Origin of the sequence: Streptomyces rishiriensis, from assembly GCF_003112535.1 — a bacterium.
Lineage (GTDB): Bacteria > Actinomycetota > Actinomycetes > Streptomycetales > Streptomycetaceae > Streptomyces > Streptomyces rishiriensis.
On record NZ_BEWA01000005.1, the window covers coordinates 1 to 17,851 of the forward strand.

The window sequence follows — 17,851 nt, forward strand, 5'->3', positions numbered from 1 at the left end:
ACCGGCGCGGCGTCGGGGGCGACGGCGAGGGCCGCCAGACGTGTCACGGCCTCCTCATGGGTTCCCGCGACCACAACGCCGCGATGGGGAAAGCGGGTTCGCGTGGTCAGGAGGGACAGGGCCGTGTCGTGCAGCGGGATGCCGGGGTGGGCGCGGAGGTGGTCGGCGAGGGAGACCGCCTGGGCGCGCAGGGCGTCGGGGGTCGTGCCGGACAGGGCCAGCGGGACGACGCCGGCGGGGGCCCTACCTGCCAAAGCGGGGGTGTCGGCGGGTTCTTCGGGCCGGGCCTGTTCCAGGATGACGTGGGCGTTGGTGCCGCTGATGCCGAAGGACGACACGCCGGCTCGGCGCGGCTCGTCCCGCTCGGGCCACTCCCGCGCCTCCGTCAGCAGCTCGACCGCGCCCGCCGACCAGTCCACCTCAGGCGTCGGAGCGTCCACGTGCAGCGTCTTCGGCAGCACACCGTGCCGCATCGCCTGCACCATCTTGATCACACCCGCCACACCCGCGGCGGCCTGCGTGTGGCCGATGTTGGACTTCAGCGAGCCCAGCCACAGGGGCGAGCCCTCGGGGCGGGAGCGGCCGTAGGTGGTGAGCAGTGCCTGTGCCTCGATCGGGTCGCCGAGGGAGGTGCCGGTGCCGTGCGCCTCCACCACATCGACGTCCGCCGCGGACAGCCGGGCGTTCTCCAGCGCCTGCCGGATGACACGCTGCTGGGAGGGGCCGTTGGGCGCGGTCAGACCGTTGGACGCGCCGTCCTGGTTGACCGCGCTGCCGCGGACGACCGCGAGCACGTCGTGGCCGTTGCGGCGGGCGTCCGACAGCCGCTCCAGCAGCAGGACGCCCACCCCCTCGGCCCACGCGGTGCCGTCCGCCGCGGCGGCGAACGCCTTGCAGCGGCCGTCCGGGGCCAGTCCGCGCTGGCGGGAGAACTCCACGAAGGCGCCCGGGGTGGACATCACGGCCACGCCGCCCGCCAGCGCGAGCGAGCACTCGCCGGAACGCAGCGCCTGAGCGGCGAGGTGGATCGCCACCAGGGACGACGAGCACGCGGTGTCGACCGTCACCGCGGGGCCCTCGAAGCCGAGGGTGTACGCCACCCGTCCGGAAACGACGCTGCCCGCGCCGCCGGTGAGGACGTAACCCTCGATCTCCTCGGATCCGGTGCCCATGCGGGGGGCGTATTCCTGTCCGGCGGCGCCGGTGAAGACGCCGACGCTCTGGCCCTTGAGCGTGGAGGGATCGATCCCGGCGCGTTCCAGGGTCTCCCAGGAGGTCTCCAGGAGCAGCCGCTGCTGCGGGTCCATGGCCAGCGCCTCGCGCGGGGAGATCCCGAAGAAGGGGGCGTCGAAACCGGCCACGTCGTCGAGGAAGCCGCCCTCACGGACGTAGGACGTGCCGGACACGTCCGGGTCGGGGTCGTAGAGGGCGTCGAGGTCCCAGCCGCGGTCGGCGGGGAAGGCGCCGACGACGTCGGCGCCCTCGGACACCAGCCGCCACAGCCCGTCGGGGGAGGTCACTCCTCCCGGCAGCCTGCAGCCCATGGCCACGATGGCGATGGGTTCGGTGCGCCGGTTGTGTTCCTCGCGCAGCTTCTCCCGCGTCTGCTGCAGCTCGGCCGAGACCCGCTTGAGGTAGGTGAGGGCCTTCTCGTCGGTGGTCATGGAACCTGATCTCCTCTTCCGCGTGCCTGGCGGGTCAGCCGAGCCCGAGCTCGTTGTCGATGAAGGCGTAGACGTCGTCGGCGGTGGCGGATTCGAGGCGCCGGGTCCGGTCTCCGCTCTCGTCGGGGCCGCCCTTCAGGGCGGCTTCTTCGAGCCTCGATCCGAGGAACCGCAGGCGGGAGTGGATGCCGGAGTGGTCCAGCTCCTGCGCCAGCAGGGCGTCGAGCGCCGCTTCCAGGGCTTCGAGTCCGGCCGCGACCGGATCGGATTCCTGGTCGAGGGCCTTGAGCAGGTAGTCGGCGAGGGCGGTGGGCGCCGGGTAGTCGAAGACGGCCGTCGTGGGCAGCCTGACGCCTGCCGCCCTGCCGAGCCGGTTGCGCAGTTCCACCGCTGTCAGCGAGTCGAACCCGGCCTCCTTGAAGGCGCGGTCGGGTACGACCAGTGAGGCGTCGGAGTGACCGAGGACGGTCGCGGCTTCCTTGAGGACGAGGTCCAGGACGAGAGCGGCCTTCTCCTGTGCGGGGAGTCCCGCGAGCCGTTCGGCGAGCGTGCGTCCGTGGGCCGTACCGGTGGCGGCGGCGCGGCGGGGCGCGCGCACGAGTGCGCGCAGCATCGGGGGCAGCCCGCCGGAAGCGGCCCGGTCGTGCAGCACGCTCAGGTCGAGCCGGATCGGCACGAGGGCCGGTTCCGCCGCGGTCAGGGCGGCGTCGAGGAGGGCCAGGCCCTCCGCGGCCGTCAGTCCGAGCACGCCGTCGCGTTCGGTGCGCCGCAGGTCGGCCTCGGCGAGGCCGCTGGTCATGCCGCTCGCGTGCGACCACAGGCCCCAGGCGAGCGACACGGCGGGCAGTCCCTCGGCACGGCGGAGGCGGGCGAGTCCGTCGAGGAAGGAGTTGGCTGCCGCGTAGTTGGCCTGTCCGGGGTTGCCGAGGACGCCGGCGGCCGAGGAGAACAGCACCCAGGCGGCGAGGTCGAGGTCCCGGGTCAGCTCGTGCAGGTTGAGGGCGGCGTCGGCCTTCGGCCGCAGGACGGCGGCCATCCGCTGCGGGGTGAGGGCGGCGAGCACGCCGTCGTCGACGACGCCCGCGGTGTGCACGACGGCCGTCAGGGGCGCGGTCGCCGGGACGGAGTCCAGCAGCAGGGCCAGGGCGTCGCGGTCGGCGGCGTCGCAGGCCTCGACACGAACGGTCGCCCCCAGGGCGGTGAGTTCGGCGGCGAGTTCCCGCGCGCCGGGCGCGTCCGGGCCGCGCCTGCTGGTGAGCAGCAGGTTGCGGGCGCCGTGTTCGGTGACGAGGTGGAGGGCGACGAGCGCGCCGAGGGAGCCGGTGCCGCCGGTGACGAGGACGGTGCCGTCGGGGTCGGGCCGGCGGGGCAGGGTCAGGACGGCCTTGCCGGTGTGGCGGGCCCGGCTGAGGTGCCGGAAGGCGTCCGGGGCGTGCCGTACGTCCCATGCCGTCAGCGGCAGGGGGGTGAGGGCGCCGCGCTCGAAGAGGCCGACGAGTTCGTCCAGCAGGTCCCGGACCCGGTCGTCGTCCGCCTCCGCGAGGTCGTAGGCGCGGTACTCGACCCCGGGGTGGCGTTCGGCGACCTCGGTGGCGTCACGGATGTCGGTCTTGCCCATCTCCAGGAAGCGGCCGCCCCTCGGCAGCAGGCGCAGGGAGGCGTCGACGAACTCACCGGCCAGCGCGTCGAGGACGACGTCGACGCCGCGGCCGTCGGTGGCGTCGAGGAAGTGCTGCTCGAAGTCGGTGGTGCGGGAGTTGGCGAGGTGCGCGTCGTCGAGTCCGCGGGCGCGCAGGGCGTCCCACTTGCCGGGGCTGGCGGTGCCGTAGACCTCGGCGCCCAGGTGACGGGCGACCTGGACGGCGGCCATGCCCACGCCGCCGGCCGCGGCGTGGACCAGGACGCTCTCGCCGGGCCGGACGCCGGCCAGGTCGCGCAGGCCGTAGAGGGCGGTGAGGAACGCGATGGGCGTGGCGGCGGCCTGTGCCAAGGTCCATCCCGCGGGGACGCGGACGAGCCTGCGGTGGTCGGTCACGGCTTCGGGGCCGAACGCTCCGCCGGGGAACAGGCCCATGACCCGGTCGCCGGGCGACAGGCCGGTCACGCCGGCGCCGGTCTCCAGGACGATGCCCGCGCCCTCGCCGCCGATCGCGGCCTGCCCGGGGTACATGTCCAGAGCGATCATGACGTCGCGGAAGTTCATGCCGGCGGCGCGGACGGCCACGCGGACCTGGCCGGGGGCGGGCGGGCCGGATGCGGCGTTCGGCACGAGGGCCAGGTTGTCCAGGGTGCCGGGCCCGGTGGTGTCCAGGCGCCAGGTGCGGGCGCCGGCGGGGACCGTCAGGCCGACCGGGGCGGCGCGGACGAGGCGGGGCACGGTCACCTCGCCGTCACGTATCGCGAACTGGGACTCCTGCAGGGCCGCGGCCGCCGCCGGGAGTCCGGCGAGCGCGTCGCGGGAGGCGTCGTGTCCGTCGAGGTCGGCCAGGACGAAGCGGTCGGGGTGCTCGGCCTGGGCGGAGCGCACCAGGCCCCAGACCGCGGCGGCTGCCGGGTCGGTGACGCTCTCGCCGTCCTGGACGGCGACGGCGCCCCGGGTGACCACCAGCAGCCGTGACGTGTCGTCGCCGGGCGCGGCCAGAAAGGCCTGGAGCTCTTGCAGCACGCGGTGGGCGAGCGCGTGGACGTCCTCGGCCGAGGCGCCGTCGCCGGTGGCGTCGAGGGCGCGGACGCCGAGGGGACCGTCCGCGCGGGGCGTGACCGGCAGCGACGTCCACGTCGTGCGGAACAGCGATTCGTGTCCGGCTTCGGGGGCCGGGCGCAGGTGTGCGGCTGCCACGGGGCGCAGGACGAGGGAGTCGACGTCGACGACGGGGGATCCGGTGGCGTCGGTGACGCGCAGGGACACCCCGTTCTCTCCGGCGGGGGACAGCCGGACCCGCAGGGCCTTGGCGCCCGAGGCGTGCAGGCGTACGCCGTTCCACGCGAAGGGCAGCAGCCGCCGTCCGTCGCCGGGCTCGGCGACGCCGCCGAAGGCGCTGGGGTGCAGGGCGGCGTCGAAGAGGGCCGGGTGCAGGCCGAACAGGTCGGCGTCGTCGTGGTGCTCGTCGTCGAGGGCGACGTCGGCGTAGACCTCCTCTCCGTCGGTCCACACCGCGCGCAGTCCCTGGAAGGCGGGGCCGTACTCGTAGCCGGCCTCGGCGCGCCGCCGGTAGAAGTCCGTGACGGGCACGGCCGTGGCGTTCGCCGGAGGCCACGGGGCGGTGTCGGGGCCCGGAGCGTCGTCGGGGTGCGTGCGTGTCAGGGCGCCGCTCGCGTGGCGGGTCCAGGCGCCTTCGTCACCGTCGGGGCGGGAGTGGACGGCGACGGGGCGGTCGCCGGTCTCGTCCGGGGCGCCGACGTGCACGCGGATGCGCACCGCACCCTCGGCGGGCAGCAGCAGGGGCGCGGCCAGGACGAGTTCGCGGACGGCGCCGTGCCCGAGCTCGTCGCCGGCCCGGACGGCCATCTCGACCAGCGCCGTGCCGGGCAGCAAGGCCGTGCCGTCGACCGCGTGGTCGGCGAGCCAGGGCCGGTCGGCCGAGGACAGGCGTCCGGTGAAGGTGACGGCGTCGGCCTCGGGCAGTTCCACCGCCGCGGTCAGCAGCGGGTGGCCGGTCGTGGTGATGCCCGCGGCTCCGAGGTCGCCGGCGCCGGGGTCGGCGTCGAGCCAGTAGCGCCGGTGCTGGAAGGCGTACGTCGGTACGACGGCGGCGCGGGCGCCGCTGCCGGCGAACAGGGAGGGCCAGTCGACGCGGGCGCCCCTGGTGTGGGCGCGGGCGACGGCCGCGAGCAGCGTCGCGGGTTCCGGCCGTCCGTCGCGCAGTGCGGCCACGCAGTCGACGGTCTCGGTAAGGCAGTCCTGCGCCATGGCGGTGAGCACTCCGCCGGGCCCGAGTTCGAGCACGGTGGTGACGCCCTGTTCGCGCAGGGTGCGCAGGCCGTCGGCGAAGCGGACCGTGCCGCGGACGTGGCGTACCCAGTACTCGGGGGTGCACAGCTGTGCGGGGTCGGCGAGGGTGCCGGTCAGGTTGGAGACGACGGGCAGGGCGGGGGTGTGGAAGCTCAGTGCGGCGGCGGCCTCGTGAAAGGCGTCGAGCATGGGTTCCATGCGCGGCGAGTGGAAGGCGTGCGAGACGCGCAGCCGTTTCGTCTTGCGGCCGCGGGCCGCGAGCACGGCGGCCACGGCTTCGACGGCGGGCGCGTCGCCGGAGAGGACGACGGCCTCGGGGCCGTTGAGCGCGGCGACGGCGACTCCGTCGGTGAGCTCGGCGACGGCCTCGTCCTCGGTGGCCTGTACGGCGATCATGGCGCCGCCCTCGGGCAGCCGCTGCATCATCGCGCCGCGAGCGGCGACCAGGGCGGCGGCGTCCTCCAGGGACCACACACCGGCCACGTGGGCGGCGGCGAGTTCGCCGATGGAGTGCCCGGCGACCAGGTCGGGGCGCAGGCCCCAGGACTCGACCAGCCGGTAGAGGGCCACTCCCACGGCGAACAGGGCTGCCTGGGTGTAGGCGGTCCGGTCGAGCAGGTCGGCGTCGGGAGTGCCGGGCTCGGCGAGGACGACGTCCCGCAGCGGGCGGTCGAGCCGGCGGTCCAGGGCGGTGCAGACCTCGTCGAAGGCGCGGGCGTACACCGGGAACGACGCGTACAGTTCGCGGCCCGTTCCGGGGCGTTGCGCGCCCTGGCCGGAGAAGACGACGGCGAGCTTGCCGTCGGTGGCGGCGCCGGTCGTGCCGTCGCCGGCGGCGAGGGCCGCCAGGGCGTCGCGGGCCTCCTCCGCGGAGCCTGCGACCACGGTCGCGCGGTGCTCGAAGGCGGAGCGGCCGCTGAGTGTGAGGGCGACGTCGGCCAGGGCGGGCGCCGGCCGTGCGTCGAGAAGGGCGGCGACGCGTGCGGCCTGTGCGCGCAGGGCCTGGGGGGACTTGGCGGACAGGACGAGCGGGACGAGCCCGTCGGGCAGCGCGCGCTCCGCCGTGTCCGCCGTGTCCGGTCCGTCGGCGGGAGCGGCGGCGGGGTCCTCGGCGGGCTGTTCGAGGACGACGTGGGCGTTGGTGCCGCTGATGCCGAAGGAGGACACGCCCGCGCGGCGCGGGCGGCCGGTCTCGGGCCAGGGCCTGGGCTCGGTGAGCAGTTCGACGGCGCCGCGGGTCCAGTCCACCTCGGGCGTCGGGGCGTCGACGTGGAGCGTGCGGGGCAGCACGCCGTGCCGCATCGCCTGCACCATCTTGATCACGCCTGCGGCACCGGCGGCGGCCTGTGCGTGGCCGATGTTGGACTTGAGGGAGCCGAGCCACAGCGGGTGGCCGTCGCCAGGCCGTTCCTGGCCGTAGGTGGCGAGCAGGGCCTGTGCCTCGATCGGGTCGCCGAGGGAGGTGCCGGTGCCGTGCGCCTCCACGGCGTCGACGTCGGCGGGGGTGAGGTCGGCGTTGGCGAGGGCCTGGCGGATGACGCGCTGCTGGGAGGGGCCGTTGGGCGCGGTGAGGCCGTTGGAGGCGCCGTCCTGGTTGACGGCGGAGCCGCGGACGACGGCGAGGACCTCGTGGCCGTTGCGGCGGGCGTCCGACAGCCGCTCCAGCAGCAGCAGAGCCACGCCCTCGGACCAGCTGGTGCCGTCCGCCGCGGCGGCGAAGGCCTTGCAGCGTCCGTCGGGAGCCAGTCCACGCTGCCGTGAGAACTCCACGAAGCTGCCCGGGGTCGCCATCACCGCGACACCGCCCGCCAGCGCCAGGGAGCACTCCCCCGCACGCAGCGCCTGGGCGGCGAGATGCAGGGCGACCAGCGAGGACGAGCACGCCGTGTCCACGGTCACGGCGGGGCCCTCGAAGCCGAAGGTGTACGACACGCGGCCGGAGACGACGCTGCCCGCGCCGCCGACGCCGAGGTAGCCCTCGATCTCCTTCGCGGGCCGCACCGCGCGGGTGGTGTAGTCGTGGTACATGACCCCGGCGAAGACGCCGACGTCCGCGCCGCGCAGGGCCGTCACGTCCAGGCCCGCGCGTTCGAAGACCTCCCAGGAGGTCTCCAGGAGGAGCCGCTGCTGGGGGTCCATCGCCACCGCCTCGCGCGGGGAGATCCCGAAGAACTCGGCGTCGAAGCCGGCCACGTCGTCGAGGAAGCCGCCCTCCGTGACGTACGACTTTCCGGCGGCGTCGGGGTCGGGGTCGTACAGCTCGTCCAGGTTCCAGCCCCGGTCGGAGGGGAACGGGGAGCGGCCGTCGGCGCCGTCGGCGACCAGACGCCACAGGTCCTCGGGTGAGGTGACGCCGCCCGGCAGCCGGCAGCCCATCGAGACGATGGCGATCGGCTCGTCGGAGAGCGCGGCGGGGGCGGGCAGGGCCGGGGCCTCGGCGGACCCGCCGTCGACCTCGTCCAGCAGCCGGTGCGCCAGGGCTTCGGGGGTGGGGTGGTCGAAGGCACTGGTGGCGGGGAGCCGCAGTCCGGTGGCGGCGCTGAGCCGGTCGCGCAGGGCCACGACCATGACGGAGGTGAACCCCAGCTCCTTGAAGGCCCGGTCGGCCGGGACGTCCTCGGCGCCGGCGCGTCCCAGGACCGCGGCGGCCTCGGTGCGCACCAGCCGCAGCAGGACGTCCTGCCGCTCCTCGGCGGGCAGGCCGTCCAGCCGGCCGCGCAGCTCCGAGGTCTCGGCGCGCGCCGTGTGAGCCGTGGTGTCGATCAGTCCGCGCAGCGGTGCGGGGACCGGGCCGGTGAGCAGGGCGGCGTTGTCGAGGCGCATCGCGATGAACGCGGCCTCGCCGGCGGCGTGCGCGGCGTCGAACATCACCAGGGCTTGCTGTTCGGTGAGTTCGCCCGCCGCGAAGGGTACGGCGCCCTCGACCGCGCCGTCCCTCCAGGGCCCCCAGGCCAGGGACAACGCGGGCAGGCCGTGGGCGCGCCGGTGCTGGGCCAGCGCCTCCAGCGCGGCGCTCTCGGCGGCGATGTCACCGGCGCCGGGGGCGCCCAGAACTCCCAGGGGGGAGGAGCACAGGACGAAGGCGGTCAGGTCGCGCCCGGCGGTCAGGTCGTGCAGGGCGTGCGCCGCGGCGGACACGGCGCCGGTTCCGGTGATCTCCTCCGCGTGCACCACGGCCGTCAGCGGCGGCCGGCCGGGGTCCGCGAGCAGCTCGGCGAGCGCGGCGCGGTCGCCCGCGTCGCACGCGACAGCGGTGGCGCGGGCGCCGGCAGCGGCGAGTTCGGCGCAGAGCGTCTGCACGCTCTCGTCGCCGTGTCCGGGGGTGAAACCCAGCAGCAGGTGGCGGGCGTCGTGCGCGGTCACGAGGTGGCGGGCGAGCGCGGCTCCCTGGGCGGTGGCGGCACCGGTGACCAGGACCGTCCCCTCGGGGTCGAGCAGCGGGGGCGGCGGCTCCTCGCGGTCCATGGAGACGCGGGCGAAGCGCGGCAGCAGGGCGACCCCGGAGCGGATGGCGAACTGCGGTTCGCCGGCGTTCACGGCGGCGGCCAGGGATCGCGCGCCGTCCTCGTCGAGGCCGTCGCTGTCGAGGTCGGCGAGCACGAACCTGCCCGGGTGCTCGGTCTGCAGCGCGCGGACAAGGCCCCACAGCGGGGTGTGCGCGGGGTCCCGTACGTCCTCGCCGTCGCCGACGGCCACGGCGCGCCGGGTGAGGACCACGAGCGTGAGGTTCTCGCCCCGGTCGTCGGCCGTCCAGTCCTGCAGGGACGCGACGAACTCCTCGATGCCCGCCCCGGCGTCGTGGGCGGTCCGGTCCGCGAGAAGGACGCCGGCGCCGCCCCGGGCGGCCGTGCGGGCGGCGGCCGGGTCGGCGTGGACCTCGCACGGTACGCCGGCGTCCCGCAGGGCGGCGGCCAGGCCGAGCGGGTCGGGGCCCGCCAGCGCCCAGTCGCCCGGCTCGCCCGGGGCTGCGCCCAGGGAAAGCGGGGAGCTGGGTATCCAGTCGACGCGGAACAGCGAGTCGTACAGGCCGCTGCTGGTGGCGCGCAACCGGGCGGGGGTCTCCAGCAGCCGATGCCGCACGATCTTGCCCGAGGCGGTGCGCGGGATCGTCTCGATCTCGTACAGCTCCTCGGGCACCTTGAAGTAGGAGAGGCGTTCGCGGCACTCGGCGAACAGCCGTTCCGTGTCCGGTCCCTGAGAGCCGGGGACGATGAACGCGACCGGCACCTCGCCCAGCACGTCGTGCGGCTTGCCGACCACCGCGACGTCGGCGACGCCGGGGACGGTGCGCAGGACCTCCTCCACCTCTCCCGGGTGGATGTTCTCCCCGGCGCGGATGATCAGTTCCTTCCGGCGGCCGGTGATGGTGAAGTAGCCGGCCTCGTCACGGCGGGCCAGGTCTCCGGTGCGGTACCAGCCGTCGTGGAAGGCGGCCGCGGTGGCTTCGGGCTGGTTGTGGTAGCCGGCCATGACACTCGGCCCGCGCACCCACACCTCGCCCTCCTGGCCGTCGGCGACGTCCTCGCCGGTCCGCGTGTCCACCAGGCGTACTCCCAGACCCACCACGGGCAGGCCGCAGGAGCCCTCCGCGCGGGCGCCCGAGGGCCAGTTGACGGTGATGGAGCCGCAGGTCTCGGTGGAGCCGTAGGCGTCGATGAGGGGGACGCCGAAGACGCGCTCGAACGACCGGCGCAGCGATGCCGTGGTGACCGCGCCGCCCACCAGGGCCACGCGCAGCCGTGGAGCGGTGAAGCCGCGGTCGCGGGCCGCGTCGAGCAGATAGTGCAGCAGGGTGGGCACGCCGGCCAGGAAGGTGGCGCGCTCCTCGTCGAGCGCTGTCAGCACGTCCTCCGCCGACAGACCGTCGACGATGCGGGCGCTGGCGCCCACGGCCACCACGGAGAGCACACAGGCGATGTGCGAGAGGCTGTGGAAGAGGGGCAGCGGCCAGACGACGCGGTCCTCGGGGCCGAGTCCGGGCACCGGCACATAGCAGGCGGCCACCGACCACAGGCAGTTGCGCTGGGTGGAGAGGACGCCCTTGGGCCTGCCGGTGGTGCCCGAGGTGTAGAGCATCCAGGCCAGATCGTCGAGCCCGAGGTCGTCACGAGCCGGTGTGGCGGGCTCCCGGACCGCGAACGCTTCGTAGGGCAGGAAGCCCGACGGCGCCGGGCCGTCGCCGACCAGGACGACCGTCAGGTGCGGACGGTCCGGAAGCAGGCGCCGCAGCTGTTCCACGTGCGGGTGGTCGGTGATGACGATCCGGGCGCCGCTGTCGTCGAGGACGTGGGCGAGTTCCGCGTCGCTGCTCTGCGGGTTGACGGGGACGCCGATGGCGCTGGCCCGGGTGATGGCGTAGTAACTCTCGACGATCTCGACGCGGTTGCCCAGGCAGATGGCGGCACGGTCGCCCGGTTGCAGCCGCAACTCCGCCAGATGTCCGGCCAGTCGCCGGGTCCGCGCCTCCAGGTCGGTGTAGCTGACGCTCCGTCGGGCGTCCCGGTAGGCGATCTTGGCGCCGAATTGCCGGGCCTGGTCGACCAGCAGCTCGGGCAGCGGCCGGATCAGCTCCGTGCGCAACATGTGTCGTCATCCCTCCGGGGCGAGAGCAGACGGGCAGTCCGCAAGGGCAGATGGTTCGCCCTACCCGGCCCAGTGTTGTCATCCGAGGCTCGCCCGCACCCCCTCATCACCCCCCTAGACGTCCCTAAGTCGAAGAGTGACCAGAAAGAATCAGCAGGGGTTTGGAGCGGCGCAACGACGGCATTAGGCTCCGACGCCGTGCCGACAGTCATCGCGCTATCGGCTGTCGGCCCGAAATGCGGACGTGATGAGCGGCCATCGCATATCCGCCGGTTCCCTGGGAGCGGGATTTCATTTCCCGGCAACCTTCCCGCGACGGCGGCACGTTAGGGAAAGGGACACACACGGACATGACGAATTCGGCATCCCATCGCACCCGGATCCGGGTGGAACTCGGCGACCGCTCCTATCCCGTCGACATCGGACCCGGAGTGCGGCACTCGTTGTCCGGGGTCGTCGAGCGGATGGGAGCGCGGCGCGCGGCGGTGGTCTCGGCCCGGCCGGACGCCTGGGTGCCCGACCCGGGCGTGCCTTCGCTGGTCCTGCGGGCCCGCGACGGCGAGAAGGACAAGACGCTCGCCACGGTTGAGTCGCTGTGCCGGGAGTTCGTGCGTTTCGGCCTGACCCGTGACGACGTCGTCGTCTCCGTCGGCGGCGGCACCACGACGGACGTCGTGGGTCTCGCCGCCGCGCTCTTCCACCGCGGGGTGCGCGTGGTGCATCTGCCGACCACGCTGCTCGCGCAGGTGGACGCCAGCGTCGGCGGCAAGACCGCGGTGAACACCCCCGAGGGCAAGAACCTCATCGGCGCCTACTGGCAGCCCAGCGCGGTGCTGTGCGACACCGACTATCTGGAGACCCTGCCCGGGCGGGAGATGCTCAACGGCTACGGGGAGATCGCCCGCTGCCACTTCATCGGCGCCGGCGACCTGCGGGAGCTGCCGCTGCCCGAGCAGATCGCGGCGAGTGTGGCGCGCAAGGCGCAGATCGTGTCCGCCGACGAGCGCGACACCGGCCTGCGCCATCTGCTCAACTACGGCCACACCCTGGGCCACGCGTTGGAGCTGGCCACGGACTTCCGGCTGCGGCACGGTGAGGCGGTGGCGATCGGCACCGTGTTCGCGGGGCGGCTCGCGCGGGCCATGGACCGGATCGACGAGCGGCGAGCGGCGGAGCACCTGGAAGTGGTGCGTCACTACGGGCTGCCCCACGAGCTGCCCGCGGACGTCGCTCCGGCCCGGCTGATCGAGCTCGTACGGCTGGACAAGAAGGCGATGTCGGGGCTGACGTTCGTGCTGGACGGCAAGGACGGCGCCGAGCTGGTGCCCGACCTGCCGCAGGACGTCGTGGCGCGGGTGCTGGCGGAGATGCCGCGGGCGCGGGCCTGAGAAAGGTGTGCGTGCGGGGGCCGTTCGCGCCGGTCCGGACGGGGAGTTCGTCCGGGCCGGCGCGGACCGTGCCGTCCCGGCGGCGGGCGGACCACCGCCGGCCGTGAGGGCCGTCGGCCTCGTGATCCGCCCGCTCTCAGCCCTGAGGTGGGCGGCCCTTGGCCAGCAGGACCGCTCCGTGCAGTGAGGAGAGTCCGCCGAGGCGGGCGGGCTCCACGGGCGGCGGCGGGAAACCGGGGCGGGCCAGGCGCGCCGTCTGCTCCCCGACGGTTTCGGTGAAGCCGGGCAGCGCGTCGGCGAATCCGCCGCCGACCACGACGACGGCGGGGTGCAGCAGTTCGCTCACCCCGACGGCGGCCGCGGCCAGCGCCGCACAGCCCGCGCGTACGGCGTCGGCCGCCCAGGGCGTGCCGTCGGCGAGGGCCCGCGCCAGCTCGGGGAAGGTCACCTCCGCGCCGCGTGCGCGGGCGGCCCGGCGCAGTACGGCGGGGCCCGAGGCCACGGACTGGACACAGCCGCGGCGCCCGCAGTCGCACCGTTCCCCGGACCGGTCCACGATCAGGTGGCCGATCTCGCAGGAGCCCCGCGAGGGGCCGGGCAGCAGTCTGCCGCCGAGGACGATGCCGCCGCCGACGCCGGTGCCGACTCCGAGATACAGCAGGTCGGAACGGCCGGCCGCGTGTGCCTCGGCGAGCGCGGCGAGGTCGCCGTCGTCGGCGCAGCGCACCTCCGCGGCGCCGAAGACCTCGCGCAGCGCGCCGCCGAGGTCGAGGCCGGTCCAGCCCGGGCGGTTGGGCCAGGCGGTGACGACGCCCGCCGCGTCCAGGGTGGCGGGCATCGCCACGCCGACGCCCGCCAACTCGTCCGGTGCGACGGCGCACAGCTCCCGGACCTGCCGGGCGAGCAGGTCCAGGTCCGCCGCCGGACGGACGGGCCCGCCGGCGGCCCGGGGCCACCGGAAGCGGGCCTCGCGCACGGTGCCGTCCGTGTGCTCCGCCCGCAGGGCGACCTTCGTGCCGCCCACGTCGATGCCCAGGTGGTAGGGGATGGCTGCCTCCCGGCCGGGTCAGTCCCTGAGGTGGTCGGTGACGATCTGCGCGACCTGGCGGAGCACGCGGGGGCTGCTGAGCATCTCCTCGTGGCCGCAGCCCAGTTCGTGTCGCACGATCTCGCCCGCGACGTACGGGGCCCAGGCCTCGCTGGAGGCCGCTTCGGCCACCGGGCTGGGATCGGCCGCGAACAGGTGCATGGCGCCGCTGTACTTCTCGGGCGTGTGGGCCTTCCAGGCGCCGAGGTCGGTCAGCATGGTCTCGACGAAGGTCTCGGCCGCGCTCTTCCTGCCGCGCCAGGCATAGTTCGTCGCCATGTCGGCGAACTCGGCGATGTCCGCGTACCTGAGCGGTCGCTCGTACGCGGTGAGGTCCTTGCCGTTGATCAGCAGGATCAGTTCGATCAGGCCCTGCTCGTCACGGTCCTCCTTGTCCGTGATGTGCGGGTTGGTGTTGAACACGCCGAGGAACTCGATCTCCTCACCGCGCTTCTGGAACTCGGCGGCGACGGCATGGGCGAGGATGCCCCCGAAGGACCAGCCGAGGATGCGGTACGGGCCCTTGGGCTGCACGCCGCTGATGCGGTCCGCGTAGTCGGCCGCCATGGCCGCGACGCTGTCGACGGGGGTGTCGAACTCCTGGAAGGTGTGCGACTGGAGGCCGTAGAGGGGGTAGTCCAGGCTGAAGTGCTGGGCGAGCACTCCGTAGCACCAGGCGGTGCCGCCGAGGTGGCGCATGCAGAACAGCGGCCGTGCCGAGCCCCTGGTCATCAGCGGCAGCAGCACGTCGAAGGAGTCCTGCGGCTCCTCACCCGTCAGCCGCCGGGAGAGCTCGGCCGGCGTCGGGGACTCCACCAGCATCCGGATCGACAGCTCCGACTGCATCTCGGAGCGCACCCGGGCCAGCAGCCGGGCCGCGAGCACCGAGGAGCCGCCGAGGTCGAAGAAGCTGTCGCGCGGTCCGACCTGCTCCACACCGAGCACCTCGGCGAAGAGCCGGCTGAGGAGCAGTTCCGACTGCGTGAGGTGCGTCTCCACCATCGCCGACTGCGCGAGGACCGGGGCCGGCAGCGCCTTGCGGTCGAGCTTGCCGTTGGGGGTGAGCGGGAACTCCTCCAGGGCCACCACGGCGGACGGCACCATGTACAGGGGCAGCGTGTCCGCCACGAAGTTCCGCAGCTCCTTGGCGTCGGGCACACGGCCGGGGGCGGCGGTCACGTAGGCCACGAGGCGCCGGTCGCCCGGCCGGTCCTCGCGGACCGTCGCGGCCGCCTGGTCCACGTCCTCGGACCGCTCGAGGACGGCCTCGATCTCGCCGAGTTCCATCCGGAAGCCGTGCAGCTTGACCTGGTGGTCGGCGCGGCCGACGTACTCCAGGTCGCCGTCCGGGCGCAGCCGCACCACATCGCCCGTGCGGTACATCAGGCCACTGCCGTCACCGAAACGGTCGGGCAGGAAACGCTCGGCGGTCAGCTCCGGCCGGTTGAGGTAGCCGCGGGCCACTCCCGCGCCGGCGATGAACAGCTCGCCCTCGGCACCGGCTTCGACGGGCGCCAGTTCCTCGTCGAGGACGTACAGCCGGGTGTTGCGCAGGGGCTTGCCGATGACGGCGGCGTCCTCGGGCCCGGTGACCGGGTGGACCGTGGACCACACGGTGGTCTCCGTGGGCCCGTACCACTGGACGACCTCGGCGCCGAGGTCGAGCAGCGCCGCCGCCAGCTTCTCCGACAGCGCCTCGCCGCCGATGAGGATGCGCAGCCCGCGCAGCGCCTCGGGGCTGACGGTGGCCAGCATGTGCCAGTGGGTCGGGGTGGCCTGGGCGGTGCCGATCCCCCCGCGGACGATCAGGTCGCCCAGCGCCTGCGGGTCCTGCCCGGTGGCACGTGGCGCGATGACCGCGCGGGCGCCGGTGTAGTACGGCAGGAACAGCTCGGGCACCGACATGTCGAAGGTGGCGGTGGTGACCGACAGCATGCGGTCCCCGGGCTCCATGGCCAGCCGCTCCCGCATCGCCTCCAGCAGGTTGTGCAGGGCGCGCACGGGGATCTCGACGCCCTTGGGGGTGCCGGTGGAACCCGAGGTGTAGATGACGTACGCGAGGTCCTCGGGCTGCGGCGGGGCGGCCCGCTCGGCGTCCGTGAGATGCCCGGTGGGCAGTTCGGCGAGCGTCGCGGCCGTCGCCGGGTCGTCCAGCACGACGCGGGGCACGCCCAGGTCGGTGCGGTCGGCCTGGATGCGGGTCGACGTCAGCAGGGCCACCGGAGCGGCGTCGCGGACCTGGAAGGCCACGCGTTCGGCGGGGTGTTCCGGGTCGAGGGCCAGGTAGGCCCCGCCCGCCTTCAGCACCGCCAGCAGTGCCACCAGCAGGTCCGTGGAGCGTGGCAGCATCACCGCGACGACGCGGTCGGGCCCCACGCCCTGGGCGACCAGGTGGCGAGCGAGCCGGTTGGCCTGCTCGTGCGCCTCCCGGTAGGTGAGCTCCACACCCTCGCATTCGAGGGCCGTGAGGTCCGCGACCGAGTCGGCCCGCTCCTCCAGCGCCTTCACCAGCATGTTCCCCTCCACAGGGCTCGTACGGATTCTCGGCACGGCGGCGCTCAGACGGCCGGGGTGCGCATCCAGCGGTTCCAGTACGGCCGCCAGCCGTGGCGGTGCCAGAACGGCGTGGAGATCGGGTTGAACATCGCGTGGTAGCCGACCGACGCGCCGATGCCCATGGCGTCCAGATCGGCGTGGACGTGGTTGGCGAGGGAGGTGCCGATGCCCAGGCCGCGGTAGCCCTCCTTGACGGCCTGGCAGACCAGATGGGCGACGGGGGTGGCGGTGATCTTCGTCGCGAGCCACGCCTGCTGCGGCTCGGAGGGATCCTCGCCCCGGTGCATGCCCACGATCCCGCCCTCGTACTCGGCGACCCAGATCAGCGGTTCGTCGCGCTTGAACGAGGCGGTGATCTCCTCGCGCAGCAGCGCCTCGGTCGTGGCGCGCTCGACCGCGCCGCTGACGGCGGCGTCGAACCGGGTCTCCACCATCTGCAGTTCGAACACCGCCTCGCTGTCCTCGGGGGTGGCCCGCCGCACGTGGACCCGGCGCGACTCGGGCACCAGATCGGTGCCCTTGACCCGGCCGATCATCACGAACTCGGGAACGAAGCCGAAGGCGCGCAGGACGCGGGTCATGCCCACGTCGCGGCTGGGCCACTCGACGGCGGCCATGGAGTCCTCACCGGGGCGTTCCGGGTGGCTGCGCATGTACTGCTGCCAGTGCGTGAGCAGCGCGGCCATCTCGTCGGGCCCGGAGACCCGGGGGGTCAGCTCCCAGCGGTCGAGCGGGCCGAGCACCGCCTCCAGCGCGTCGGCGTCGACACGGGTGTGCGTCAGCAGGCCCTGCGCCCCGGCGACCTCCAGCAGCTCTTCGCCCTCGCCGGGCTCCGGCAGAGCGTCGGCCTCCGGAATCATCCGGTCGACGGGGCGCAGCCGGTCGCGGTGGGCGGCCAGCACTGATTCCGCCGTCTGTACCTGGGGCATGGTGTCGTGTCCTCGGCTTTCAGTCGTGTCCGTGGCGAAGTCGCGCGGGTGCGGCTCCACGGGAACCAGGGGGTCTCTCGCGGCCGGCGGCGCCGCGTCAGCGGTCGGTGACCTTCTCCAGCAGTGCGCGGGCCGCGAGCCGATAGCCCGTGGCGCCCAGTCCGAAGATCACTCCGGTGGCGAGCGGTCCGGTCACCGACTGGTGCCGGAACTGCTCGCGGGCCCAGACATTGGAGAGGTGGACCTCGATCCACGGGCGCGGATAGTCGGCCAGCGCGTCCCTCAGTCCCCAGCCGGCCATCATCAGGGCGGCGGGATTGACGATCGCGCCGACCGAGTCGTAATTGCCCTGAATGGTGCGGATCATCTCCGCCTCACCGTCGTGCTGGAACGCTTCCACTTTCCAGCCGCGGTCCGCCACTTCTTCGGCGACCCATCCTTCGATATCGGCGAGCGTGTCCGTTCCGTAGATCTCGGGCTGACGGCTCCCGAGTATGCCGAGATTCGGCCCGTTCACCAACAGAAGCCTGCTCAATGCGCACCCTTTGTCTGTACGGAACCACCGGGAAGTGCTTTTTATAGCACGGCCATTGACGGCCAAACACCGCTCCTCGGTATGCCCGCAATCACAAGGGGGAACATAGGGGGGTCCCCAGGGGAATGACGTCTCGCCAACCACTGGGTTAGCGTGC

General features: G+C 74.0%; 7 protein-coding genes. 1 reads left to right on the forward strand and 6 read right to left on the reverse strand.

The window, feature by feature from the left end; genetic code table 11:
- Positions 1-1,664: type I polyketide synthase (locus Sri02f_RS08500; RefSeq protein ID WP_174855611.1), on the reverse strand; the 1,664-nt coding region annotated here is incomplete at its 3' end.
- A gap of 34 nt (positions 1,665-1,698) precedes the next feature.
- A complete protein-coding gene (locus Sri02f_RS42620; protein WP_109000491.1) occupies positions 1,699-11,199 on the reverse strand; it encodes a type I polyketide synthase in 9,501 nt (3,166 codons plus the stop codon).
- 350 nt (positions 11,200-11,549) lie between these two features.
- On the opposite strand from Sri02f_RS42620, the gene Sri02f_RS08510 reads away from it, so the two are divergent.
- A complete protein-coding gene (locus Sri02f_RS08510; protein WP_109000492.1) occupies positions 11,550-12,587 on the forward strand; it encodes a 3-dehydroquinate synthase family protein in 1,038 nt (345 codons plus the stop codon).
- 136 nt (positions 12,588-12,723) lie between these two features.
- On the opposite strand, the gene Sri02f_RS08515 is transcribed toward Sri02f_RS08510, so the two are convergent.
- The 4 genes from Sri02f_RS08515 to Sri02f_RS08530 all read right to left on the reverse strand — a co-directional run bounded on the left by Sri02f_RS08515 (position 12,724) and on the right by Sri02f_RS08530 (position 17,694).
- The gene (locus tag Sri02f_RS08515) at positions 12,724-13,611 is read right to left on the reverse strand and encodes an ROK family protein (protein WP_245970539.1); all 888 of its coding nucleotides are present in this window, start codon (positions 13,609-13,611) and stop codon (positions 12,724-12,726) included.
- 42 nt (positions 13,612-13,653) lie between these two features.
- Positions 13,654-16,188 carry an amino acid adenylation domain-containing protein gene (locus Sri02f_RS08520; protein WP_109000494.1) on the reverse strand — a complete coding sequence of 845 codons (2,535 nt, stop codon included), beginning with the start codon at positions 16,186-16,188 and terminating at the stop codon, positions 13,654-13,656.
- 44 nt (positions 16,189-16,232) lie between these two features.
- A complete protein-coding gene (locus Sri02f_RS08525; protein WP_159106679.1) occupies positions 16,233-17,159 on the reverse strand; it encodes a GNAT family N-acetyltransferase in 927 nt (308 codons plus the stop codon).
- Positions 17,160-17,256: 97 nt separating this feature from the next.
- Positions 17,257-17,694 carry a type II 3-dehydroquinate dehydratase gene (locus tag Sri02f_RS08530; protein ID WP_109000496.1) on the reverse strand — a complete coding sequence of 146 codons (438 nt, stop codon included), beginning with the start codon at positions 17,692-17,694 and terminating at the stop codon, positions 17,257-17,259.
- Between the last annotated feature and the right edge of the window lie 157 nt (positions 17,695-17,851).